19 protein-coding genes and 1 riboswitch are annotated in these 25,336 nt (G+C 35.2%); of the genes, 13 read left to right on the top strand and 6 right to left on the bottom strand.

Going from position 1 to position 25,336, the window contains the following annotated elements; genetic code table 11:
• Positions 1-9 precede the first annotated feature (9 nt).
• Entirely contained in the window at positions 10-243 is a 234-nt protein-coding gene (locus BM153_RS06560; protein ID WP_092871964.1) for a 4Fe-4S dicluster domain-containing protein, read from the bottom strand.
• A 24-nt stretch (positions 244-267) separates the two neighbouring features.
• Positions 268-3,084: a DMSO/selenate family reductase complex A subunit gene (locus tag BM153_RS06565; RefSeq protein WP_092871966.1), complete on the bottom strand. Its 2,817-nt coding sequence runs from the start codon at positions 3,082-3,084 to the stop codon at positions 268-270.
• Positions 3,085-3,564: 480 nt separating this feature from the next.
• Here BM153_RS06565 and BM153_RS06570 point away from each other — a divergent pair, with 480 nt between their 5' ends.
• From BM153_RS06570 to ribH, 7 genes are all read left to right on the top strand, one after another.
• The gene (locus tag BM153_RS06570; protein WP_092871968.1) at positions 3,565-4,155 is read left to right on the top strand and encodes a TerD family protein; all 591 of its coding nucleotides are present in this window, start codon (positions 3,565-3,567) and stop codon (positions 4,153-4,155) included.
• Between the two features lie 156 nt (positions 4,156-4,311).
• The gene (locus BM153_RS06575; protein WP_092871970.1) at positions 4,312-6,867 is read left to right on the top strand and encodes a leucine-rich repeat protein; all 2,556 of its coding nucleotides are present in this window, start codon (positions 4,312-4,314) and stop codon (positions 6,865-6,867) included.
• 225 nt (positions 6,868-7,092) lie between these two features.
• Positions 7,093-7,680 (top strand): biotin transporter BioY, encoded by a 588-nt coding sequence (locus BM153_RS06580; RefSeq protein WP_242949087.1) that lies wholly within the window; start codon positions 7,093-7,095, stop codon positions 7,678-7,680.
• A 134-nt stretch (positions 7,681-7,814) separates the two neighbouring features.
• Positions 7,815-7,940: riboswitch (FMN riboswitch) on the top strand.
• Positions 7,941-8,071: 131 nt separating this feature from the next.
• On the top strand, positions 8,072-9,163 hold the full coding sequence (gene ribD, locus BM153_RS06585; protein ID WP_330392035.1) for a bifunctional diaminohydroxyphosphoribosylaminopyrimidine deaminase/5-amino-6-(5-phosphoribosylamino)uracil reductase RibD: 1,092 nt from the start codon (positions 8,072-8,074) through the stop codon (positions 9,161-9,163).
• Between the two features lie 2 nt (positions 9,164-9,165).
• Positions 9,166-9,822, top strand: a complete 657-nt coding sequence (locus tag BM153_RS06590; protein ID WP_092871972.1) for a riboflavin synthase — start codon at positions 9,166-9,168, stop codon at positions 9,820-9,822.
• Between the two features lie 47 nt (positions 9,823-9,869).
• Positions 9,870-11,072 carry a bifunctional 3,4-dihydroxy-2-butanone-4-phosphate synthase/GTP cyclohydrolase II gene (locus tag BM153_RS06595; protein WP_092871974.1) on the top strand — a complete coding sequence of 401 codons (1,203 nt, stop codon included), beginning with the start codon at positions 9,870-9,872 and terminating at the stop codon, positions 11,070-11,072.
• 61 nt (positions 11,073-11,133) lie between these two features.
• Positions 11,134-11,598: a 6,7-dimethyl-8-ribityllumazine synthase gene (gene ribH / locus BM153_RS06600; protein ID WP_092871976.1), complete on the top strand. Its 465-nt coding sequence runs from the start codon at positions 11,134-11,136 to the stop codon at positions 11,596-11,598.
• Between the two features lie 100 nt (positions 11,599-11,698).
• Here the strand turns inward: ribH and BM153_RS06605 are convergent, their stop codons facing one another.
• From BM153_RS06605 to BM153_RS06615, 3 genes are all read right to left on the bottom strand, one after another.
• On the bottom strand, positions 11,699-12,730 hold the full coding sequence (locus BM153_RS06605; protein ID WP_092871978.1) for a glycosyltransferase family 2 protein: 1,032 nt from the start codon (positions 12,728-12,730) through the stop codon (positions 11,699-11,701).
• A gap of 286 nt (positions 12,731-13,016) precedes the next feature.
• The gene (locus tag BM153_RS06610) at positions 13,017-13,685 is read right to left on the bottom strand and encodes a DUF4956 domain-containing protein (RefSeq protein ID WP_092871980.1); all 669 of its coding nucleotides are present in this window, start codon (positions 13,683-13,685) and stop codon (positions 13,017-13,019) included.
• A 119-nt stretch (positions 13,686-13,804) separates the two neighbouring features.
• Positions 13,805-14,542: a polyphosphate polymerase domain-containing protein gene (locus BM153_RS06615; RefSeq protein ID WP_092871982.1), complete on the bottom strand. Its 738-nt coding sequence runs from the start codon at positions 14,540-14,542 to the stop codon at positions 13,805-13,807.
• A gap of 466 nt (positions 14,543-15,008) precedes the next feature.
• Here BM153_RS06615 and BM153_RS06620 point away from each other — a divergent pair, with 466 nt between their 5' ends.
• From BM153_RS06620 to BM153_RS06635, 4 genes are all read left to right on the top strand, one after another.
• Positions 15,009-16,538 (top strand): PucR family transcriptional regulator, encoded by a 1,530-nt coding sequence (locus BM153_RS06620; protein WP_092871984.1) that lies wholly within the window; start codon positions 15,009-15,011, stop codon positions 16,536-16,538.
• 221 nt (positions 16,539-16,759) lie between these two features.
• Positions 16,760-17,584, top strand: coding sequence for a transporter substrate-binding domain-containing protein (locus BM153_RS06625; RefSeq protein ID WP_092871986.1), 825 nt, complete (start codon positions 16,760-16,762; stop codon positions 17,582-17,584).
• Between the two features lie 165 nt (positions 17,585-17,749).
• Positions 17,750-18,406, top strand: a complete 657-nt coding sequence (locus tag BM153_RS06630) for an amino acid ABC transporter permease (protein WP_092871988.1) — start codon at positions 17,750-17,752, stop codon at positions 18,404-18,406.
• Entirely contained in the window at positions 18,396-19,139 is a 744-nt protein-coding gene (locus BM153_RS06635; protein ID WP_092871990.1) for an amino acid ABC transporter ATP-binding protein, read from the top strand. Before BM153_RS06630 ends, BM153_RS06635 begins: the two co-directional genes overlap by 11 nt.
• Positions 19,140-19,190: 51 nt before the next feature.
• Here BM153_RS06635 and BM153_RS06640 read toward each other — a convergent pair whose 3' ends face one another.
• Positions 19,191-20,801 (bottom strand): CTP synthase, encoded by a 1,611-nt coding sequence (locus BM153_RS06640; protein ID WP_092871992.1) that lies wholly within the window; start codon positions 20,799-20,801, stop codon positions 19,191-19,193.
• A gap of 315 nt (positions 20,802-21,116) precedes the next feature.
• On the opposite strand from BM153_RS06640, the gene ftsH reads away from it, so the two are divergent.
• Complete coding sequence (gene ftsH, locus BM153_RS06645; protein WP_092871994.1) at positions 21,117-23,210, top strand: ATP-dependent zinc metalloprotease FtsH; 2,094 nt, start codon at positions 21,117-21,119, stop codon at positions 23,208-23,210.
• Positions 23,211-23,441: 231 nt separating this feature from the next.
• On the top strand, positions 23,442-25,313 hold the full coding sequence (gene uvrC / locus BM153_RS06650; RefSeq protein ID WP_092871996.1) for an excinuclease ABC subunit UvrC: 1,872 nt from the start codon (positions 23,442-23,444) through the stop codon (positions 25,311-25,313).
• Positions 25,314-25,336 lie beyond the last annotated feature (23 nt).

Below are 25,336 nucleotides of genomic sequence, written 5' to 3' on the forward strand. Positions count from 1 at the left end.
CTTTTTAATTTAATTATCTTTAATACTCAAAGCCTTTACCGGGCAGGCTTTTATACAATATTGATTTTTACATCCTTTACAATTACTTTTTAGAATAAAAGTAAGGCTAATTTTCCCGGAAATTTCTTCTTCTTCTTCTGTTATTTTAAGCCTGGATTTTTGAAGGGGGAGATTATAGGCATCCATACAGGCTATCTGGCAGCATTTACATCCCAAGCATAAATCTTTATTATGAATAAGCAAGAAAAATCAGCTCCTTTATAAATATTATATTAATGTTACCTCTACCAGGCAGGAATGTTGGGAATTTCCCTTGGCAAGGGGAGTGGCCTCGTGGGTGGTAAGAGTATTTACACAACCTCTTGTATCAATGCCTTTTTCATCAGGGTTAAACCAGGCACCCTGGGGAATACAAACCACACCCTCCATGATTTTTTTTGTAAGGTGGGCTTTCATACAAACTTTTCCTCTGTCATTATAAATCAGGGCAAAATCTCCTTCCTTAATGGCTCTTTTTTTGGCATCTTTTTCATTAATCCAAAGTCTGTGGGGCTCAATTTCTTCCATCCATTCATTGTTATCGTGAATGGAATGACACCGTCTTTTAGTGTGCCATCCAATAAGTTGTAAAGGATATTGTTTGATTTTTTCATCCAAAACCCCTTCAAAATCAGACTGGAATTTTGGAATTGCCGGAATTTTCGGGTCATTAAAATTATGTAATGCCAAAGAAAAAAGCTCTATTTTTCCGCTGGGAGTGGGGAATTTATTATTTTCAAAATCTTCTATAATTTCTTTAAAGGCAACTTTAGAAGGATTATTCTTATACTTGTAACCTCCGTTTTTCTTAAAGGTATCAAAATCCGGAAGTTCAGCTTCTGTTTTTCTTAAGTTCTCATAAATATCTTTATTCCAGTCATTTTCATTATCAAAACCACAGGCGAATTCCTTTTGAATGCCAAATCTTTTTGCCAGTTCATAAAGCCAGTCAAATTCAAAACGGCATTCAAAAAGCGGGTCAATGCACTTATTTCCATAAAGGAGAAAGTTTCCAAAATGCCAGGGAGCGGTTATAAATTCCCTTTCAAAAAGAGAAGGTGCGGGCAGGAGTAAATCAGCATATTTGGCAGAAGAGGTCATAAATAAATCAGAGCAGACTATAAATTCGCAAAGGCTTTCATCTGCAAGGATTTCTCTGGTTCTATTGACATTTCCATGTTGATTAATAAGGGTATTTCCTGCAAGGTTAAAAAGAATTTTTATATTACTTTCTAATACTTCGCCTCCTTTTATGTGGTCTTTTTTACTTGTCATTTCCTTTCCCCTAAAGACTGCATCAGTCCATAAAAAGCTGGGGATGGATAGGCCGTAAGGGTTTTTAACCATTGGAAAGGAGGGAGTTTTATGTCCGGCACCGTAGCCTCTTGTGGCAGCAGAGCCCCCTCTTATACCTATATTTCCTGTCATGGCAGAAAGAGCTTGTATGCATCTTAAGGAGGACTCTCCGTTGGAGGTTCTTTGAAGGCCGTTTCCCGGAAGAATGGCACAAGGCTTTGCTTTAGCTATTTTTAAAGCAAGGTCATAAATATCCTCAGGGGAAATTCCCGTAAGTTTAGAAGCCCAGGCAGGATTTTTTTCTATGCCGTCACGAATTCCCATTACATATTCTTCAAAGCTTTCTTCGTTTTCAAATCCTTTTGGCATTAAAGTTTTATCAAAACCTTGGCAGTATTTGGTAAGAAAAGCCTTATTATAAAGCTTTTTGCTTATTAAAACATAGGCTATGGAAAGGGCTAAAGCGGCATCAGTTCCCGGTTTTATGGGAATCCATTTAGCGGCAAAGACGGCAGCAGTATCTGAAAACTGGGGGTCAATTACCACAATTGGAATATTTTTTTCTTTTATTTTTTTTAGGGAGCTTAAATATTCACTTCCCCACATGGTAACTAAAGGATTATGCCCCCATAAAACCAGTAATTTTGTATCCAGGTAGGTATCGGGAGAAGATTCGCTTTGATCAGTTCCATAGATAAAAGGGGTGGTATATTCAAAACATGCCCCGCTGTAGGAGTTAAAATAGTCTAGATAACCACCCGTCAGGGCGAAAAATCTTTTGGCAAGCCTGTCTCCTCGTATTTTTGAAGTGACTCCCGTGGAATAGTTGACATATCTGCATCCGTAGCCGTATTTTGCAGTGATACTTTTTATTTTTTCTTCCATTATGTCAAGAGCCTCTTCCCAGCTTATTCGTTCAAAAAGTCCCTGACCTCTTTTTCCAACTCTTTTTAAAGGGTATCTTAGTCTTTGAGAAGATAAAAAGGTTCTTCTATAGCCTCGACCTCTGACACAAGCTTTAATATTACCCCTTTCATCCTCTAAATCAGTGGAAAGTTTTGTAATGCAGCCGGAAGTAACCCTTGCATTAATACGGCATTTTCCGCCACAATTATTTATTCCACAGGTGATTACTTCTTTTTCCTCTAATTCCCTTTCAATATCTTTTAGACTTATTTTTTCAAAATGAGAGGCTTTAAAGGACTTAATTTTATCCATTAAAAGCTCATTACTTTTATTTTCCATGGAAAAATCTAAGAGAAGGTCATTATCTAAAATTTTTTTTGTGTTTAATTGTGAAAATTCTGTCTGAAAGTCTTGATTATAAAGAATTTCAAGAAACTCTTTGGATTTTTTTTCGTAATGGCTCTCTAAAGGGTAAAATTCCAGGATTTTTTTAAGAAAAGCAGCTAAAAAATCTCTATAATGCCTGTTAAAAAAGCTTATAAAAAGTTCCCAATCCCTTGATTTTAAAGAAAGATAGAGTAGAAATTCGGTTTCCTTAAAAATATCATCACAGGGATTATTTTTATCCTTTGGGCAAAGACCTGCTTTGAAATAGGCTTTCTTTACTGATAAGCTTGTAGAATCTAGAATAATATTCATATTGTTTTTGTAGGCAGACTCCCAAAGAGGGATATTTATATTGGCATTTGTGCCTTCAAAAATAGCAGAAAATGCCCTTGGGTCACTTTCACAATCCTGTAAAAAATCATATATATCAAATAAAAACTTTATTGTTTTTTCCATTGTTTTATCTTTCCTTATGTTAAAGTATTACATCCCGAAGAAAAAGCCTTTTTAGCCTTATCACAGGGATTTCTTAAATTGGGTAAAATCTTTTTTAATTATAAAACGCTAAAAAATTCCTGTAAAGAGGATTTGTTATTAAGGGAAAAGTCGGAAATAGCCAAACAGTCAGCATTTACATCATAAGAATTAAAGCAGTTTAAAAATTTTTTTCGGACAGTCTTGTAAAATAAGAAAATATGGATATAATTAAGAATAATTCGCTAAAATAAGGACGAAAAAGATGGTTTGTTTTATGTATCAGTAAAAATCTTCCGATATCATTTAAGAAGGAAATAAACAAACCTGAAACAATAAAAGCATAAGAAGCTTTTATAAAATGGCGATGGTGAGAATCCTCTGACTTTAGTGTGGGGAGTGTCAAGAAGGATCTTTATATCTTTATACTAAAAAATGCGGTAATTCAGGAGGAAATTTAAGATGGCAGTTAGTTTACAAAAGGGACAAAAAATAAGTCTGTCAAAAGATCATCCAGGTTTGTCCAAGGTAATAGTTGGATTAGGCTGGGATGCGGCAACTACAACCCATAAGGGCTTGTTTTTCAAAAAGAATGAAACAATAGATTGTGATGCGTCTGCAATCTTATTGCAAAACGGTAAAATGACTCAGGGACACGACCTTGTTTATTATGGAAATCTTAAACATAAGTCGGGGGCAGTGGTACATCTTGGTGATAACCTTACAGGAGCCGGTGAAGGCGATGATGAACAAATAGTTGTGGAACTTTCAAAAATACCAGCAGAATACGACAGAATAGTTATAGTCGTTAATATTTATAAGGCACAGAAAAAAGACCAGCACTTTGGTATGATTCAAAATGCTTTTATAAGACTTGTTGATGCCAGAAATAATAATGAAATGTGCAAATACAATCTAACAGATGATTATTCAAACATGACTGCAATGATTTTTGGAGAACTTTATAAACATAACGGTGAATGGAAATTCTCTGCTGTAGGCCAGGGAACTACTGACGCTTCCATAAAGGATTTGTGTGGCAGATACATTTAAAAATTATTAATAAAAAATATCGGGGAATCCGCTTTAATAGTTGATTCCCTTTTTTCATGTTGATAAAATTCGTAAAAAACCTTATAATTGTCGGGTAAAAAACTTTTTTTTCAGAATAACATGTAAATAACAAAAACAGGGATAAGAGGTGGAAAAATGAAAAAAATGAAACAATTTATGGTTATGGCACTTGCAGTGTCCATGATGGTTTCACAGCCTGCTACAGCAGTATTGGCAGCATCTGTGGATTGTACAAATGAAGTGTTGTCGGAAAATGAAAATGAAGAGACAAAAGCTTCGGAAGTTACAGAGTCAGATGAATATGAATTATTAAATGACGAAGCAAATAAAACTGATTCTGATTCTGACATTAAAGAAGGCAGTGACGATGTGGCCGTGGTAGAAGTTGAAGATACGGATTCTACTGAGGATACAGATGTCACTCCTGCAAAAGAAGTGCCTTCTACACAAGATGAGGAAAATGTTGAAGATAAAAAAGAAACAGAGATTTATGATGAAGATGTAAATCCTGTCAGCCAGGATGAAGATGAGGATAAGGATAAAGAAAAAGAAGCTGATTTGGATAACGAAACCTCAGTCGTTAATGATATTATTATTTCTAATGAAGAAGAGGAAGTTATATCTGCTAAGGCTTCTAAAATATCGGGTACCAATGTATCCTGGAAGGTAAGTGGAAGTACACTGGTTCTTTCAGGAAAAGGTGCAATACCTGATTATTGGTGGTCTGGTGGTGTTCCATGGTATTCTCGAAAGGATAATATTACATCTATTTCCATAGGAAGTGGTATTACAAAAATAGGAAGTGGTGCTTTTAAAGACTTTTCTAATCTTGTATCAGTTAGAATTCCTAAAAATATTACAGCTATTGGTGATAATGCTTTTAATAATTGTCCAAATCTTATTACTGTAACCTTTAATTCAGGAAGCAGACTTAAGACCATAGGTAGCGGTGCATTTAGATATTGTGTAAATATTCTTTCAATATCTATTCCAAATAGCGTTGTTTCTTTAGATACCAGTTGCTTTGATGGATGTATAAATTTAACAAAAGTAGTTATTGGAAAGAAAGTTAAATCAATTCCATACTGTGCATTTGATGGCTGTACAAACCTTACAAAACTGACTTTGGGAGCATCTGTTACATCTATTGAAGCATATGCTTTTCGTGGAAATGGAAATTTAACAGGAGTAACCATTCCTGCCAAATGTACTAAAATTGAAGATGGTGCATTTGTAAATGACAGATCCTTAAGAAGTCTTGTTTTTGCAAAAGGAAGCAAATTAACATATATTGGAACAAACGCTTTTTATAATTGCACAGCTCTTAAAACAGTTACATTTCCTGCAAGACTTTCAAAAATTGACGGAAATGCATTTAGAGAGTGTACAGCCTTAAAAAACATTAGTTTTCAAAGTGGAAGCAAACTTACGGAAATGGGAGGCTATGTATTTGCATATTGTAACAGTCTTGTTTCTATAAATCTTCCTGCAAAGTTGTCAGCAGTTTCATATGCATGTTTTTACAATTGTAAAAACTTAAAGAAAGTAACCCTTGGAAAAAGAATTACTTCGATTGACAGCAATGCATTTGAAGAATGCCCAAGCTTAACTGGCATTACTATACCGGCTTCATGTACCGTTATCGGATATGAGGCATTTAAAGATGATACATCTTTAACTACATTAAAATTTGCAGGTGGAAGTAAGCTTACCAAAATTGATACCAGAGCATTTCAATATACTGCCCTTACCGGAAAGCTGGCTTTACCTTCAAAAGTTGTATCTGTGGAAGATGGCGCTTTTTACAAAACAAATCTTAGTGGAGTAACTTTTAATAAAAACTGTAACACTATTGGAAGCTATGCATTTGCTGATTGTTTAAATCTTAGTTATGTAAAATTTGGAAGTAGCTTAAATAAAATAGAAGCTTATGCTTTTGAAAATACTTCACTGACAAGCCTTGTTATTCCAAATTCTGTATTGACAATAGGAAGTGGAGCATTTAACAATATCAAATCACTGTATACAGTAAAAATTGGTACAGGAGTACAATATATTAATTATCATGCATTTGGTAACTGTACAGGTCTTAATAAAGTATATATTTATAGCAGAACAGTAAGTTTTGATAACGCGGCATTTTACGATGTTCCGGGATTTACCTTATATGGATTTTCCGGTTCAACAGTACAAAAATTTGCTAATAACAATGGAATCAGTTTTGTTGCCATAACACAAAAGAATATTTCTAAAACAGGATTTTCTCTTGTAAAAACAAGCTATACTTTCAGTGGTAGAAGCTTTGCGCCGGAGGTTAGAAATACTAAAGGTCTTGTAGAGGGACTTGATTATACAGTAATTTATGATTCTTCTTCAAGGACAGGAAAACATACAGTTAGTATATATGGTAGAAGTGGTTATAAGGGAGCTTTTACATTAAGCTATAATGTTTCCGCCAGAAATATTAAAGATACAAAAGTATCACTTTCATATTCTAAAAAAACCTATACCGGAAAAGCCTTGAAACCTTCAGTTATTATTAAAGTAGGTTCAAGAAGAATCTCCTCTTATAACTATACTGTTAAATATTCAAACAATGTAAAGGTTGGTAAAGCTACAGTTACCATAACCGGAAGAAGAGGATTAAAGGGAACAATAAAAAAGACATTTGATATTGTCAAGAAGAAATAGAAATAGTATAATTAAAATTGGTTAGTAAGTTTTCTTTTCATAAGCCCCTTAAGTAAGGAAGTCGACACCTTAGTTAAGGGGCTCCCTTAATGTCCAAATTAAAATGTTAACTGATATGTTAACTAAAAGATAACAAATAGGTTGACAATAATATTTATATTTGCTATGGTAATATTAGAAAATGATTATGCATAATCCAATAATTCTGGAGGAAAAAAATTTATTATGGAAAAGAAAAAAATATCAACTCAGTCATTGGTCATTATGGCAATGTTTGCCGCTGTTTTGGCAGTTTCAGCTTATTTAAGCATACCTTTGCCATTTCCGGGAGCCCCACATATCACCATGCAAAACTTTATGATAATTCTTATTGCACTGCTGTTTCCTATAGAGCAGTCTGTGATGATAGTTGCAGTCTGGATGCTTCTTGGAATTTGCGGTGTACCTGTTTTTATCGGGGGAAAGGCCGGACTTGCATACCTCTTACAGCCTTGGGGCGGATATACCATAGTTTACATTTTAACAGCAGCTTTGATTCCGCTTATAAAGGGAAAAAGCTACAATCGTATCAGATATACACTTTCAGCAGTTTTTGGAGCAATTTTTATTGATATAATAGGAATGTTATATCTTCATTTTTATCCGGGTTCAGGCTATGAAAACTGGACTTTGGCTATAACAGCCGGCTTTTTGGCATTTATTCCTTTGGATATGTGTAAATGTGTAGTCGCTGCTCAAATTGTTCCGGCTTTTACAAGGGTAATGAAAATGAATGATAATATTAGAGAAAGTAAAAGTCAAACCGTTAACTAAAATTCCTGTAAAAACAGACATTTTTTTAGAGGAAATGTCATGGAAAAAATCTTATTTATGAAAAAATGCACAAATTTATGGTTTACAAATAAATTTTTTTGTGTTAGAGTAATAACAACTTAATAAATTATTTATATTTTCTTCGGGGCAGGGTGCGATTCCCTACCGGCGGTTATAGCCCGCGAATGTCTGATTTTATCAGATACCGATTTGGTGAAATTCCAAAGCCGACAGTATAGTCTGGATGAGAGAAGAATGGCAGATTTGTAAATTACCTGTTGTTTGTTCATGAAGAAGAAACAACAGGTTTCTTTTTGTGAATATGTATAAAATATCATTTTAAGCCCCCGTAAAAAACGGAGGCTTATTTTTGTATAGGAGGATAGATTAATTGGATGAAAAATATATGAAAAAAGCTTTAGAGCTGGCTCTTTTGGGGGAAGGCCACACATCTCCCAATCCCTTGGTGGGGGCGGTTATTGTTAAGGATGGAAAGATAATAGCACAAGGTTATCATGAAAAATACGGTAGGGAACATGCAGAAAGAAATGCTTTAAAAAACTGCCTGGAAGACCCTGAGGGAGCTGAAATGTATGTTACTTTGGAGCCTTGTTGTCATTATGGAAAACAGCCTCCTTGCACAGATGCTATTATTCGGGCCGGGATTAAAAAAGTTTATGTAGGCAGTGATGATCCAAATCCCAAAGTTTCGGGAGGGGGAATTAAAATCCTGAAAAATCATGGGATAAGTGTAGAAACCGGGGTTTTAAAAGATGAATGTGACAAAATAAATGAAATATTTATGCATTATATCAAAGAAAAGCAGCCCTTTATAGCATTAAAGTATGCTATGACTCTGGATGGAAAAATATCTACAAAAAGTGGTGATTCCAAGTGGATAAGTAATGAAAAATCAAGGGAGCATGTGCATAAGTTAAGAAAAAAATATTCTTCGATTTTAGTGGGAATAAATACGGTAATTGCTGATGATCCCATGTTAAACTGCCGCATTGAAAAGGGAGTTGACCCGGTAAGGATAATTTGTGACAGCAGTTTAAAAATATCTCCCTATACAAATATTGTTAAAAGTGCAAAAGATATTCCCACAATTATTGCTTATTGCAATGAAAATGAAGAAAAAGCAAATCTTCTTAAAGAATCAGGTATAGAGCTTATAAAGGTTGGAAAAACAAAAAATGGTATAGATTTAAAGGAACTTTTTACTGAAATAGGACAAACAGGTATCGATTCGGTTTTGGTGGAAGGGGGAGCTATGATACACGCCAGCCTTTTGGAAGGAAATCTTGTGGACAGGGTTTATGCCTACATTGCACCCAAAATTATAGGTGGCAGAAAGGCAGCAGGGCCAATAGGAGGAAGTGGCATTGAAAAAATGTCCCGGGCTCTTGTTTTATCCGACACGGAAAGAAAAGAATTTGATGGAGATATTTTTATCAGCGGAAGGGTAAAAAGAAAGGAATAGAAATGTTTACAGGAATTGTTGAAGAAATGGGAACTTATCTTAAAAAAACATCAACGGGGGAGGATTACACCATAAGAATCGGGGCAAAGCTGGTGCTTGAAGGAAGTAAAATAGGCGACAGCATTGCTGTAAACGGCATCTGTCTTACGGTTGTAAATATGGGAAATGATTATTTTGAAGCAGATGTAATGCCTGAAACCTTACAAAAAAGTTCTTTAGGTCAGTTGTCTGTTGGAGATAAGGTAAATCTTGAAAGGGCAATGCCTTTAAATGGCAGATTTGGAGGACATATTGTTTCGGGACATATTGATTCCACCGGAAATATATTATCCATAAAAGAAGATAAAAACGCCGTCTGGTTTGAAATTGGATGTGAAAAGAAAGTTCTTAAATACATTGTTGAAAAGGGAAGCGTAACCTTAGACGGGATTAGCCTTACCGTTGCCAAAGTATTAGATGACAGTTTCAAGGTTTCCATTATTCCTCACACTCTTTCTCAAACAGTTTTGGGTGAGAAAAAAAGGGGAAGCTTAATAAATATAGAAAATGATATTTTAGGAAAATATGTGGAAAGACTTATTAATTTAAAAAATGATGATGAAAGAGAAAGTAAAAGCACATTAAGCGAAAGTTTTCTTTTGGAAAACGGTTTTTTATAAAAGGAAAGGAGGATTCTGGTTTAGTATTTATAATCAGAAAGAGAAAAATGAATAATTTTAACACTGTTGAAGAAGCCTTAGAGGACATGAAAAAGGGCAAAATAATTATGGTAATTGATGATCCTGACAGGGAAAATGAAGGAGATTTGATTTGTGCATCACAATTTGCCACAACAGAAAATGTAAATTTCATGGCAAAGTACGGAAGAGGACTGATTTGCATGCCAATGAGTGGCAAGCTGATTGACAGATTGGAATTAGGCCAAATGGTAAAAAATAATACCGATAATCACGAAACAGCATTTACGGTTTCAATAGACTATATTGATACCACTACAGGTATATCAGCTGTGGAAAGAGGCCTTACAGCCAGAATGACCATTGATGAAAATGTGAGTCCAAAGGACTTTAGACAACCGGGGCACATGTTTCCTTTAAGAGCTAAAGAGGGTGGAATTTTAGTAAGAAACGGCCATACTGAAGCCACAGTGGATCTTTGCAGACTGGCTGGGTTAAAAGAAAGCGGACTTTGTTGTGAAATAATGGATGATGATGGAGAAATGATGAGAACAACTAAGCTTATTGCCTTTGCAAAAAAGCACGGTTTAAGCATTATTACCATAGCAGATTTAATTGAATATCGTCTTAAAAAAGAAAGCCTTGTTAAGTGTGCCGCAAAGACCACCCTACCTACAAAATATGGTGATTTTACCATTCGTGGTTATATTAATAAAGTAAATGGAGAGCATCATGTGGTCCTTACCATGGGGGATATTTCCGATGGAAAACCTGTTCTTTGCAGAGTACATTCAGAGTGCCTTACCGGGGATACATTAGGCTCCCTTCGCTGTGACTGCGGCGAGCAATATGAAGCTGCAATGAAGGCTATTGCAAAAGAAGGCCGGGGAGTAATGGTTTATATGAGACAGGAAGGCAGAGGAATCGGACTTATTAATAAGTTAAAAGCCTATGAATTACAGGAAAAAGGCTATGACACAGTACAGGCCAATGAAATGCTGGGATTTGCTCCGGATTTAAGAAATTATGGAATCGGTGCTCAGATTTTAAGAGATTTAGGGGTGCAAAAATTAAGATTATTAACCAATAATCCTACTAAAATCACCGGACTTAGCGGATATGGAATAGAAATAGTAGAAAGAGTTCCTATCCAGATGCCAATGAATAAAATTGATGCTTTTTATCTTTTAACCAAACAAAAAAAGATGGAGCATATGACACAATATCAGTAGAAATTATAATAAAAAGGAAGGAGAAGCTTCTAAAGAATAATTTAAAGGAGCGATAATAAAAATGAAAACATTTGAAGGAAATTTAATTGCAAAGGGATTAAAAGTAGCAGTAATTGCAGCAAGATTTAATGAATTTATAGTTTCAAAACTGATTTCCGGCTGTGAGGACGGACTTTTAAGACATGGAATGGAGCCTGATGACATGGAACTCTACTGGGTTCCAGGAGCTTTTGAGATACCGATACTTGCTAAAAAACTTGCAGATACAAAAAAATATGATGCCGTAATCTGCCTTGGAGCAGTAATTAAGGGAAGCACAGACCATTATACCTTTGTGGCATCTGAAGTATCTAAAGGAATTGCCTCCGCAGGAATGTCCAGCGGGGTTCCGGTTATTTTCGGGGTACTTACCACAGATAATATCGAACAGGCTATAGAAAGAGCTGGTACAAAGGCTGGAAATAAGGGATATGAGTGTGCTTGCACTGCAATAGAAATGGGAAATCTTTATAAACAATTACACTAAAAAAGCCCGGGGATTTGGGTAGGGATTTTGCCTATACCAAATCCCCGGCAAAATTTTCATAAAATGAAAAAATGTTTTTTATGACAGGCGTTATTTATTTTTAAGAATAGTCATCTTTAGGCGGGCTCCACATATCTGCCTCATTTTTATAAAAGTCGGATAAGTCTTCGTTATTTAAGGCTTCATAGCATTTAGAAAGTCCCAAAAGTCCCGCTTTTCCACCAGTTAATGCGTTTAGTATGGCTTTGGTTTCATATACAGCATTATAAAACCAGATGGCGGCTTCATTATAATCATTAATGGAGAAAAAATATTCTCCCAGTTCATAACAAACCTCGGAACAGCCATTAGCTGTTATGCTTTTTAGGGCATATTTAAAAAAGTTTGAAATATCATTTTTTAGCCTGAAATATCTGCTTAAAATACAGGCACATTGCATAATTTCATCTTCCCCTCTGCCTGTATCATTAATCATTTCTATAAAATAAGGGGCAACTTCAAACAATTCCTCAGTACCGGCAGATATTAAAAGTTCCCTGGAAAACATGGACAAAAGCCTTGGGGAAAGCCTTTTATTTTTTTTACATAAATTAATAAAAATACCAATATCCCGCCTTGAATGAAGACCGGAGGGCAGATGCAAAATTTCTATATCACTGTTAAAAACCAGGGGTTCAAGTCGAACGGTTTCATGGATTTCGTCTATCCAGGTAAAGGTGCGAAGCCTTTTAAAAAGTTTAGGACGAAGTTCAGAATTGAAATTCTGGGTAGTATTAAAATCTTCGGATATTTTATAGGACATTTGAACAATGTCAATTTCTTTAAGTAAAACCTTCTTTAAATCAAGGAATTTTTTTTGGTTTATTTCATCTAAAACCTCATCAGCATCAGCGGAATAAATATAATCCATAGTTGCCTTGGAAAATGCGAAATTTCTGGCAGCGCTAAAGTCATCACACCAGTCAAAATCATAGATTTTTTCTGTGTAATTTTTTGCAATTTCTTTTGTTTTATCTGTAGAACCGGTATCTACGATAATAATTTCCTCGCAAAGCCCATAAAGGCTATCAAGGCAGCGTTTCAGGTTTATTTCTTCATTTTTAACAATCATACACAAACTTATACTTATCATAAACTTCACTCCTGTAGAATTAATTAGCCCAGCTAATATTTATTTAAAGACATATAAAGGAAGATTTTTACTTATACAAATAATTATACATATCTTTTATCGGAAAATATCTCCTAAAAAGAATAAACATGCCCCCAAAAATATAATTATTTTATCAAGTTTGCCATAAATTTTCAAAAAAACATTTATAAAGTAGAAACACCCCGAAAGTATTTTCAGGGTTTCTCTTATAAAGATTTGTAAAAAATAGGGTATATGGGTAGGCTTTTTAATAAAACAGGAAGAATTAGAGTTCTTCTCTGATATCGAAATCCTTTTTACCGCATATTACGGTGAGATTTCCGTTTCTACAGCGGATTTCATCAATAAATTCTTTTGTTTTACTTAAATCATTAAGGGCAATATCGTAATATAATTCATACATACTACCCAAATTTGTGGTTTTTACTCTGGTTAAATTACTGCTTTTTAAATACTTTTCAAATACATCATCGAAAATATTACTATAATCAAGATTTTCCGGGATTGTAATTCTCAGCTCGTTATAAAGGGTTTTGGCATTTCCAAAACGGATAAAATAAAGTATGAAGTAAACTGCAGCTACAAAAAGTACAAATACAAAACCGAAGGCTACATAGCCCATGCTAGCTGTAAGACCAGAAGCCATGGCAAAAAATATATAGGCTATATCTCTGGAATTTCCCTGAAGACTTCTGAAGCGAATAAGGCTGAAGGCTCCAAGAATCGCTACTGAGGTTCCAAGATTTCCGTTTACTAAAGTCACTACCACACAGACAATTATAGGCAGTACCACCAAAGTATTAACGAAATTTTTTGTATATTTTCCTGTGAAAATGTAGGTTAATGATATTATAAGGCCGTATGCCAGGGCACATGCCAGACAAATTAAAGTAATATTTATATTAAAAGTAGTTGATAAGATTGAATCAAACATCATATTCCTCCTATTATCAGATTAAAGAGTATTTTTTCGACCGGATGCGTATTTTTCTTATTATGTATATTAATAAAATATATGAACAAGCCCCAGGCTTATTACCTATATCTTATTCCTTAAGCTGTAAGAGTATTTTCTTTGTCAGAATATCTGTTAAAGGAATCATAGAATAAATAATCCTGATAAACTCTTCCGTATTTTGAAAAGGAAGTGGGATAAATTTCATATTCATTAAGAAGTTGCACAAACCACAAAGGTATACTTTGGTTTATTTTGATTTCCATTAATTTTTCCTCGTTTTTAAGGATAGTTTTTCCATAATCCCCTTTATCAAGACAAAGGTCATAATTTCTAAAACGGATATTTGAATCAAAGGTTACTCTAAACTTTGAATCTTCTTTTCCTGCAAATGCTAGTCTGTCATATGCCAGAAATGTTTTTGCTTCAAGTTTGTCAAATCTGTTTAGAAAATAATCTATTTCCTTTAAAATCTGAGGTGATACATTCTCAGGTCTGCCCCCCTGACTTAAATAGGAACAGGCATCTTTGTAGGGAAGAACAATTCTTCTTTTATTAACAACTTTTTTGTATTTTTTCTTTATTTCAAGAAATACATTATCAGTATTATTGATGGTTTTATAGCTTCTAAGTCTTAATTTTTCCTTATAAACCGGCTTTTCCAGGGAATTTCTTATTAAATCGAAATTGTCTGTATCATAATATAAGTTACATACTGTGTATTTGCCAAATTTATCAGGAACCATATATTTATCTAAATCTTCCAATAAAGCCTTGTATTGACATAGGCTTATTTTGTATTTTTTTTCATATCTGTTAAAAACCAAATCTGCCATAATTTCTACCTCCGGTAATACTGTTATTTCATAAAGCAATATTTCAAACTGTTTATGAAAGAGGGGTTTTGTTTAAAAGTAACTTTTGACTTATTGTACATACCCTTTTTGTGATGTAAATGGAAGTAAAAAAAAGAATGTCTGAATTAAATGTGATAAGTGGGTGAAATGGAAAAGCAAAAATTTTAGAAAGAAAAAGGATGAACTTTCCGTAAGTTCATCCATAGGGGGGTTAAATTAAAAGCAAAAAAATCGGTACGTAAATACCAGGGGTCGATTCTTTTGCACACCATATGTATAAATATGGTTAGATAAAAAATATGATGAAAGAGTTACCAAATACTCTCAAGTAGTATTATATGTTGTTTTTTTTATATCGTAAACCATTGAAATAATTGACTTTTGTATTGCCAAAATATACAATGTGTAGTGTGTTGTTTTATGGTTTATAAAATGGAGAATAAAAATGGATTTAAGTTTGGGAATTATCTATGAAAAATTAAAAGACGAATTTGAATGCAGAAATATTATGGAATTTTCGGATCGGATTTATAAGCCACCGAGATATTTTAATTCCAAAAATTATTCAGATAGTAATCTTTTAATTGCAGATAGTGAATCAGTGCAGGAAGAAAAGGAAATTTTAAAACATAGCGGTGCACTGATTTTTATCGGGGAGATAGATGATGAGATTATGAAAAAATACGGGAAAGACATTTTTACAATAAGGGGGGGAGATAAGGTAGATGCCCGTATCATATTCAACAAAGTGTTGGATATATATGAACACTTTGACCGCTGGTATGTGGAGACGGAAAATATTATTCATGAAAACAAGGGATTGCGCCAGCTTTTAGAGGCTTCGTCAGAATATCTGGATAATCCTTTTGTAATTGTGGACTCGGAATTTACTTATGTGGCGGTAAATGATATTTATTCACGAGCACACTTTAATGACGAAGATGAAAAGGATCCTCATACAAAAGTTCCATATAATGAAGTAAATGAACTTATAACTGATCCGGAGTTTACAAGAGCCGAAAAGAAAATGGATATTTTCAGTTATGCCACCAGTGTGGATTTGTTGTGTTACAACATATGGAAACAAGGTAAATTTACCGGACGAGTGATTATGTCTAATGAAAAGCGCCCCTTTAATTATACGGATAGATTTGTTTTGCGCTATTTAGGACAGTGCACCCAGAGAATTTTTAATATAATGAATGGATTTTATTTCTATGTAAGGGAATATAATGACCTTCGTTCTCTGGTTAGTAAATATCTGGAATCCGGTTATGTGGTATTTGATTCCACGGAAAGAGTTTTAAATGAAATCGGCTGGAGAAGAGACGACCCTTATATGGTTATAAATTTAAGATTTATGACTCCTGAAGGCAATACCCTTCACGCCAGATATCTTTGCAGTGAATTAGAGAAGAAATGTAAAGGTTCTTGCGCATTAAAACATTTAAACGGAGTGGTATGGCTTATTAATTGCAATATCTGTAAAAAGGCTTTGAGTACGGAGTTTTACAGTGAAATAGCCCTAGTTTTAAGGGAAGGACTTTTAAAAGCCGGAATCAGCCGGGTTTATAATGACTTTACCAGTTTAAAATCACTATATGAACAGGCAGTCGGGGCTTTTGATATCGGCTTTGAAGAAGACGAAATGTTTTGGTATTACAAATATGAAACTTACGCTCTAGATTATTTTATGAAATTTGGAACCAGCAGACTTGCAAAAGAGTTTGTGGTTTCTCCTAAATTGGAAATTTTAAAGGAACATGATAAAAAATCCAACAGTGGATACTATGATACTTTAAAAATGTACTTCGATAAAAAATATAATGCCGCCGCCGCCGCTGCAGCTTTGTTTATTCACAGAAGTACATTTATCAACAGAATGGAGAAAATAAGGGAAATTGCCCAGATTGATCTGGAGGACTGGGGGGAAAGAATTTATCTTGAAATATCTTTCTGGCTTATGAGTAATTGACCGTTTTGTATAATTATGATATATTTATTAAAGCTGTAAAGAGAATATAAACAAAACATTGATTTTTTCTGAAAAAATATACAGCTAAAAATTGTGAATTTTTTTACTTCACAATATTCATATTACTAATTTGAAGGTCTGTGGGATAAAAAGATTTAATTTTGTTTCTATCATTAAAATCAGACCGGTAAAAATGTATTAGACAGGGAGGACAAAAACAGATGAAAAAAAGATTTTTGGCAATAGCAATGGCAGCTGTATTAGCAGTTTCGGCTTTGGGATGTGGTGCACAGGATTCATCCAAAAAAGATACATCCACTAAGGCAAACAAAGAAGAAACAACTTCCACCAATGAAACAGATACAAAGGATGGTTCGAAGGTTTACACTATCGCAACAGATACAACTTTTGCACCTTTTGAATTCCAGAACGCAGACGGAGATTATGTTGGAATAGACATGGACATCCTTGAAGCAGTTGCAAAAGATCAGGGATTTGAATATGAAGTAAATGCAGTTGGATTTGATGCAGCTTTACTTGCAGTAGAAGTTGGACAGGCTGATGGTGTAATTGCCGGAATGAGTATTACAGAAGAAAGAAAAAATAAATTTGATTTCTCGGATTCCTATTACAGTGCAGATGTATGTATGGCTGTAGCCGAGGATTCGGATATTACAAAATATGAAGACCTTAAAGGTAAAAATGTAGCTATTAAGACAGGTACAAACGGAGCTGACTTCGCTAATTCAATTAAAGATGAATATGGATTTACTACAACAGAGTTTGCTGATTCTTCCAATATGTATCAGGATGTACAAGTTGGAAATTCAGTAGCATGCTTTGAAGATTATCCGGTTATGGCTTATGCTGTACAGCAGGGACTTAATATTAAGATTACAGACTACAGAGAAGCAGGAAGTGATTATGGATTTGCTGTAAGCAAGGGTGAAAATGCTGAACTTCTTAAGATGTTCAACGAAGGACTTGCTAACATAAAAGCCAACGGAAAATTTGATGAAATTGTTGATAAATACACTAAGAAATAGATTAAAATGACCTCATAAGGGTTAAATGTATTTATTCTCAGATATTTAACCGCATGCGAAAGTACTGCATGCGGTTTTATAGTATAAGCGGTTTTTACAAATATTTCAAAAAAAAGAAAGGAGAAACGGTAATTTCCCCTATGAGGGTCATACCTAAATAATAAGATGAAAATTTTGAGCTTATTACAGGAAAATTATCTAGTGTTACTGATTGCCATGGGACGAACCCTGGAGCTAACCTTTTTATCACTTTTCTTTGCAACAGTAATTGGTCTGATCTTTGGATTATTTAATGTTTCAAGGATAAAATTTCTTCATGCAATAGCATATATCTATATTGATATTGCAAGAGGTGTACCACTTATTGTATTGGGATTTTTTACTTATTTCGGTATCCCGGGAATTACCGGTGTAAAACTGAGCGCTTTGGTAGCCGGTATGATAGCCTTAAGTTTAAATGCCGGAGCCTACATGGCAGAAATCATAAGAGCAGGTATTCAGTCTGTTGATAAGGGACAGATGGAGGCCGCAAGAAGTCTGGGACTGCCTTACAGGAAAGCCATGAGCAAGGTTGTTATGCCTCAGGCCATAAAAACCATGGTGCCTTCTATTATTAACCAATATATAATTACCTTAAAAGATACATCTATTCTTTCTGTTATAGGTTTTCCGGAACTGGTAAAGACAGGTCAGATAATTATAGCAAGAACCTATGAAACTGCACTTATGTGGGTTATTGTGGGTGTTATGTATCTTATAGTAATAACGATTCTTTCAGCAATCGCAAAACGCCTTGAAAGGAGAGTATCATATGCAGGTTAGTAGCGAAACAGCAATTAAAATAAAGGGACTGAAAAAATCCTTTGGCAGTCTTGAAGTTCTTAAGGGAATGGATCTTGAAATTAAAAAAGGTGAAGTGGTATGTCTTATAGGCCCTTCAGGCTCAGGAAAAAGTACCTTCCTTAGATGTATGAACCGATTAGAGGAAATAACTGCAGGTCAGATACTGGTAAACGGAAATGATATCACTGCCTCAGGAACTAATATAAATAAGGTCAGGGAAAATATTGGAATGGTATTTCAGCATTTTAATCTTTTCCCTCATCTTACGGTAAAGAAAAACATAACCCTTGCTCCTGTAGAGCTTAAACTTATGAGCAAGGAGGAGGCTGATAAAAAAGCCATAGAATTATTGAAAATGGTGGGACTTGAGCAAAAGGCAAATGTTCATCCGGCACAGCTTTCCGGTGGTCAAAAACAGCGTGTAGCTATTGCCAGAGCCCTTGCCATGAATCCGGATATTATGCTTTTTGATGAGCCAACCAGTGCCCTTGACCCGGAAATGGTAGGAGAAGTTTTAAATGTTATGAAGGAGCTTGCCAAAAAGGGAATGACCATGGTGGTTGTAACCCATGAAATGGGATTTGCCAGAGAAGTATCAGACAGGGTACTTTTCTTAGATGGCGGTTACATTTTAGAAGAGGGAAGTCCGGAAGAACTTTTATCAAATCCTAAAAATCCAAGAACCATAGATTTCTTAAATAAAGTGCTATAAAATTTTACATAAAGATAGCCAGGGAATTATTTTCCCTGGCTTATTTAATTCTTATTTATTTTCCATATAATTAATGGAAGCTTGAACAAATCCTTTAAATAACGGATGCGGTCTGTTTGGACGGGATTTTAATTCCGGATGAGCCTGTGTGGCTACAAACCAAGGATGTTGTGTGATTTCAATCATTTCAACGATTCGTCCGTCCGGTGAAATACCTGAAAGAGTCATACCTGCATCTGTAAGAGCTTTTCTGTAGTCATTATTAACCTCGTAACGGTGACGATGGCGTTCATGAATAGTTTTTTCTCCATAAGCTTCGTAAGCTTTTGTGCCCTCTTTAAGATTACAAGGATAAGAACCAAGTCTTAAAGTTCCACCAATATTTTCGATATCCTCCTGTTCCGGCATAAGGGAAATTACAGGATGGGTAGTATTTGGAGCAAGCTCAATACTTTGGGCATCCTTATAGCCTACAACATTTCTTGCAAATTCTACTATGGCAAGCTGCATTCCAAGGCAGAGTCCCAAAAACGGAACATTGTTTTCACGGGCATATTGTATAGCAGTAATCTTTCCTTCGATACCACGGCTTCCAAAACCTCCAGGAACCAGGATTCCGCTTACATCACCTAAAATTTCTTTGACATTTTCAGGTGTGACAGTTTCTGAATCAACCCATTTTATGCTAACGGTGGAAGCTGAGGAGATACCTCCGTGTTTAAGGGCTTCCACAACACTAATATAGGCATCGTGTAATGAGATGTATTTTCCAACAAGGGCAATCTTTACATCCTTTACTGGATTTCTAAGCTGATTTACCATGGCTGTCCATTCTTCAAGGTCAGGCTTAGGACAATCAAGTTTTAAACATTCACAGGCAACCTGAGCCAGATGCTCTTTTTCCATGGCAAGAGGTGCCTCGTAAAGATATTCAACATCAAGATTTTGTAATACATTTGAGCTTGGAATATTACAAAACAGAGAAATTTTATCTTTAATAGAATCATCAAGAGGATGCTCTGTACGACAAACAATAATATCAGGCTGGATACCCATTCCCTGGAGTTCTTTTACGCTAGCCTGGGTAGGCTTTGTTTTCATCTCTCCTGATGCTTTTAAATATGGAATAAGTGTTACATGAATAAGGATGGCATTGTCGTGTCCTACATCATGCTGGAATTGTCTGATGGCTTCAAGGAAAGGCTGGCTTTCCATATCACCTACGGTTCCTCCTACTTCTATGATGGCAATGCTTACATCATCTGAGGAATAGTCCCTGTAAAAACGGCTTTTAATTTCGTTGGTGATGTGAGGGATAACCTGTACTGTTCCTCCGCCAAAATCTCCACGGCGTTCCTTTTGAAGAACTGACCAGTAGATTTTCCCGGTGGTAACATTTGAGTTTTTATTAAGACTTTCGTCAATGAAACGCTCATAGTGACCAAGGTCAAGGTCGGTTTCGGCACCGTCATCAGTAACGAAAACTTCACCGTGTTGGATCGGGTTCATGGTACCCGGGTCAATATTTATATATGGATCAAATTTCTGCATAGTTACTCTGTAGCCTCTGGCTTTTAACAGACGGCCAAGAGAAGCTGCAGTGATTCCTTTTCCTAATCCTGACACAACTCCGCCAGTGACAAATACATATTTTACAGCCATAGAATAATCCTCCTAATATAATGTAAGCTTTATATCTTCTTTTAGAAATTGCTGATTTTTTAAGACATTAAAATGTTACATAGATATAACCAAAACAGTATACTCTAATTATCGGAATAATTCTAGTTTTTTTTTCAAAAAAATAATAAAGAAATAATGGGCAAATAATTCTAAAATTTATAAATTTTTTATAAATTGGTCAAAAAAAGTTCATGTGTAAAATGTTGATTTATGAATACATAAAAATTATAATTAGAATTGACTATCTGTAACAATAGGAAAATGTACCAATCAGGTATTTAAGGAGGTTAATAAATGGCAGGGAACGATGGAAACAAAAACGGAAAGAATTCTCAAAACGGCCAGATGATAATGATGCTGGTGATTTTGGGACTGATTTCTCTTCTTATAGTGACGTTCTTTATGAATAGAATGACAGACATGTCAAGCCAGGAGATTTCATACACCAAATTCTTGGAAATGGTTGAAAAAGGTGAAGTTGAAAGCGTAACAATAGAGAGCAGTCAGATTAATATTACACCGGTAAAATCATCCAACACTCTTGTGGAGATGAACTACTATACAGGTCTTATTAATGACCCGGATCTTATCGGGATATTAAAAAAGGCCGGAGTTGAAATAACCGGAAAGGTGCCTGATAACAGTGCAGCACTTATTTACAACATATTAAGTATTATTCTTCCTGTTGTACTTATCTGGGTTCTTTTGGGATATCTCATGAGGCGTATGCAGGGTGGAAATGGAATGATGGGCGTTGGAAAAAGCAATGCCAAAGTATATGTACAAAAAGAGACAGGTGTTACCTTTAAAGATGTTGCCGGACAGGATGAAGCTAAAGAATCTCTTCAGGAGGTTGTGGATTTCCTACATAATCCGGGAAAATATACCCGAATCGGAGCAAAGCTTCCTAAAGGAGCCTTATTGGTAGGACCTCCGGGAACAGGAAAAACCCTTCTTGCAAAGGCAGTTGCAGGAGAGGCCAAGGTGCCGTTTTTCTCCCTTGCAGGTTCGGATTTTGTGGAGATGTTCGTAGGTGTAGGTGCATCAAGGGTAAGAGATTTGTTTAAGGAAGCTCAAAAGGCAGCGCCTTGTATTATCTTTATAGATGAGATTGATGCTATTGGTAAAAGCCGTGACAGTCGTTACGGAAGCGGTGGAAATGATGAGCGTGAGCAGACATTAAACCAGCTTCTTGCGGAAATGGACGGATTTGATACTTCAAAGGGACTTCTTATACTGGCGGCCACCAACAGACCGGAGGTTCTTGATAAAGCCCTTCTTCGTCCGGGTCGTTTTGACAGAAGAATAATTGTAGACAAACCGGATCTTAAAGGAAGGATTGAAACTTTAAAAGTTCATTCCAAAGATGTATTAATGGATGACAGCGTTGATTTGGAAGCCATAGCATTGGCAACCTCTGGTGCCGTAGGTTCAGACCTTGCAAATATGATTAATGAAGCGGCTTTAAATGCTGTTAAAAATGGAAGAAGTGTGGTTTCCCAGGAAGACTTATTTGAATCTGTGGAAGTTGTAATAGCCGGAAAAGAAAAGAAAGACCGTATTCTTGGAAAAGAAGAAAAAAGAATCGTTGCATACCACGAGGTGGGACATGCCTTGGTTACAGCTCTTCAAAAAGATGCAGAGCCTGTACAAAAAATTACAATTGTACCTAGAACCATGGGGGCTTTAGGATATGTAATGCAGGTACCGGAAGAAGAAAAATATCTTATGTCAAAGGACGAATTAATAAGCAGAATTGTTACCTATATGGGTGGAAGAGCTGCCGAGGAAATTGTCTTTGATACAATTACAACCGGTGCTTCAAATGACTTTGAAAATGCAACAAAGACGGCCAGAGCCATGATTACTCAATACGGTATGTCAGAGCGTTTTGGACAGATTACTTTAGAGTCTATTGAATCAAGATATCTTGACGGAAGACCGGTTTTAAATTGTGGAGAAAGAACAGCAGCTTTGATAGATGAAGAAGTAATGGCATTGCTTAAAAATTGTTATGAAAAAGCTAAAAAGATGCTTGAAGAAAATCGCGACATTTTAGATGAGATTGCCAAATTCCTTTTTGAAAAAGAAACAATCACCGGAGCAGAGTTTATGAAGATTTTCAGGGGGCTTAGAGGGGAAGAAGTAGTAGACCTTAAAAAAGAAGATGCTCCTTCAGATGAAAAGACTGATTCGGAAGAAACAAATCTGGGATTTAAAAAGCTTGAACCTATACACATCATAAAAGATGAGGCTGTAAAGGTTGAAAAAAAGGAAAAGACTTTTGAAAATCCGGAGGTTGTTATAACAAAAGATTTTGTGGAAGTTCTTGTAGAAGACTCTGACAAAGATGCTTCTTTAGAAAATACAAAAGATAATAATGAATAATAAAAAATGCAGGTTAAGTGATAGTCTTACCTGCATTTTTTATTAGGTTATCAGTAAGAATATAGGTTTTTTTATGGAATAAAAGCCTTGAAAATGGTATAATTATATAGTGTATCCCCAAAATAAAAGGATAAATCTGATGTTAATAATAGTGTCTTTCGGTCAGGATAAGAGTCCTGATTTATCAGGAAGGCTGTTAAACTAAAGAGTAATAAGAAGAGATGGTTAAATATGTTTAATATAGAATTGGAGTTAAAAAAGCTTCCTTCAAAACCGGGAGTTTATATTATGCATGATTCAAAGGATGCTATTATCTATGTTGGAAAAGCTGTAAACCTTACAAACAGGGTACATCAATACTTTCAAAAGGGATACAAAAAAAGCCCTAAAATAGAGCAGATGGTATCAAAAATCAAAAGATTTGAATACATTGTCACTGATTCCGAACTGGAAGCTCTTGTTTTAGAATGTAACCTTATAAAGGAACACCGTCCAAAATATAACACCATGTTAAAGGACGATAAGACTTATCCCTACATAAAGGTGACTGTCAAAGACGACTTTCCTTTGGTAGTTTTATCCAGAAAAATGAAAAAAGACGGCAGTAAATATTACGGCCCTTACACCAGTGCGGCAGCTGTGAAGGATACCATTGAACTTATCCGGAAATTATATAAAATCAGAAGTTGTAATAAGTCCCTTCCAAAGGACATAGGAAAAAGTAGACCTTGTCTCAACTATCATATAGGACAATGTGACGCTCCCTGCATAGGAAGGATTTCCAAGGAAGAATACGCTAAAAAGATAGAAAAAGCTTTGGATTTCTTAAACGGTGAACATGGAGAGATTATAAAAAGTCTTGAGGAAAAAATGTATGAAGCTTCAGAACGCCTTGAATTTGAAAAGGCAATGGAATACAAGGAACTTTTAAACAGCGTAAAATTCATTGCCCAAAAACAAAGAATAAGCAATCAGGATTTGGATGATAAGGATGTGGTGGCAATGGCATGTGATGACAGAGATGCAGTGGTTCAGGTGTTTTTCATAAGATCCGGAAAGGTCATTGGAAGAGAACATTTTTTTGTGAAAATAAATGCCGATGAAGGAAAGGAAACAATTCTGAATACTTTTGTAAAACAGTTTTACTCCGGAACTCCTTATATTCCAAAGGAATTGATACTGCAATATGAAATCGAGGACAGGGAAGTAATAGAAAAATGGTTGGAAAACCGCAGAAAATCCAAGGTATACATAAAGGTACCAAAAAAAGGAATGAAGGAAAAACTGGTAAGCCTTGCCCAAGAAAATGCCAAAATGGTTCTTTATAATGACAAAGAAAGAATAAAAAGAGAAGAAGGAAGAACCATAGGTGCAATGAAAGATATAGCATCAAGACTTTCCTTAGAGGGCATAAAAAGAGTGGAAGCCTTTGATATTTCCCATATCAGCGGTTTTGAAACTGTAGCTTCCATGGTAGTTTTTGAAAACGGAAAGCCCATGAAAAATGACTATAGAAGGTTTAAAATTCAAAATGTTACTAATGATGATTATGCCAGTATGGAGGAAGTCTTAAATCGAAGATTCAGTCATGGTATTGAGGAAATGAAAGAGCTTGAAGAAAAGAAGCTTGGCAAGGAAGTTGGAAGTTTTACCAGATTCCCGGATCTTATAATGATGGATGGTGGAAAAGGTCAGGTTAATGTGGCTTTAAAAGTATTAGAGGATTTAAAAATGGACATTCCCGTTTGTGGAATGGTAAAGGACGATCATCATAATACCAGAGGACTTCTTTTTAAAAACGAGGAAATCCCTTTGGAAAAAAATACAGAAGCTTTTAAATTAATTACAAGAATTCAGGATGAGGCACACAGATTTGCTATAGAATATCATCGTTTTCTTAGAAGTAAAGAACAGGTTCATTCCATTCTTGACGATATAAAAGGTATAGGACCTACCAGAAGAAAGGCCTTACTCAGGCATTTTAAGTCTACAGATGAAATAGCAAAGGCATCTTTAGAGGAAATAGAGGCAACTGATTCCATGGATGCAAAAAGTGCAAAAGCTGTATATGAATTTTTCCGAAACAAAATAGAGAACAATTGAGAAATGTTAGTAAGTGTGTATTA

Source organism: Acetitomaculum ruminis DSM 5522, from assembly GCF_900112085.1.
Lineage (GTDB): Bacteria > Bacillota > Clostridia > Lachnospirales > Lachnospiraceae > Acetitomaculum > Acetitomaculum ruminis.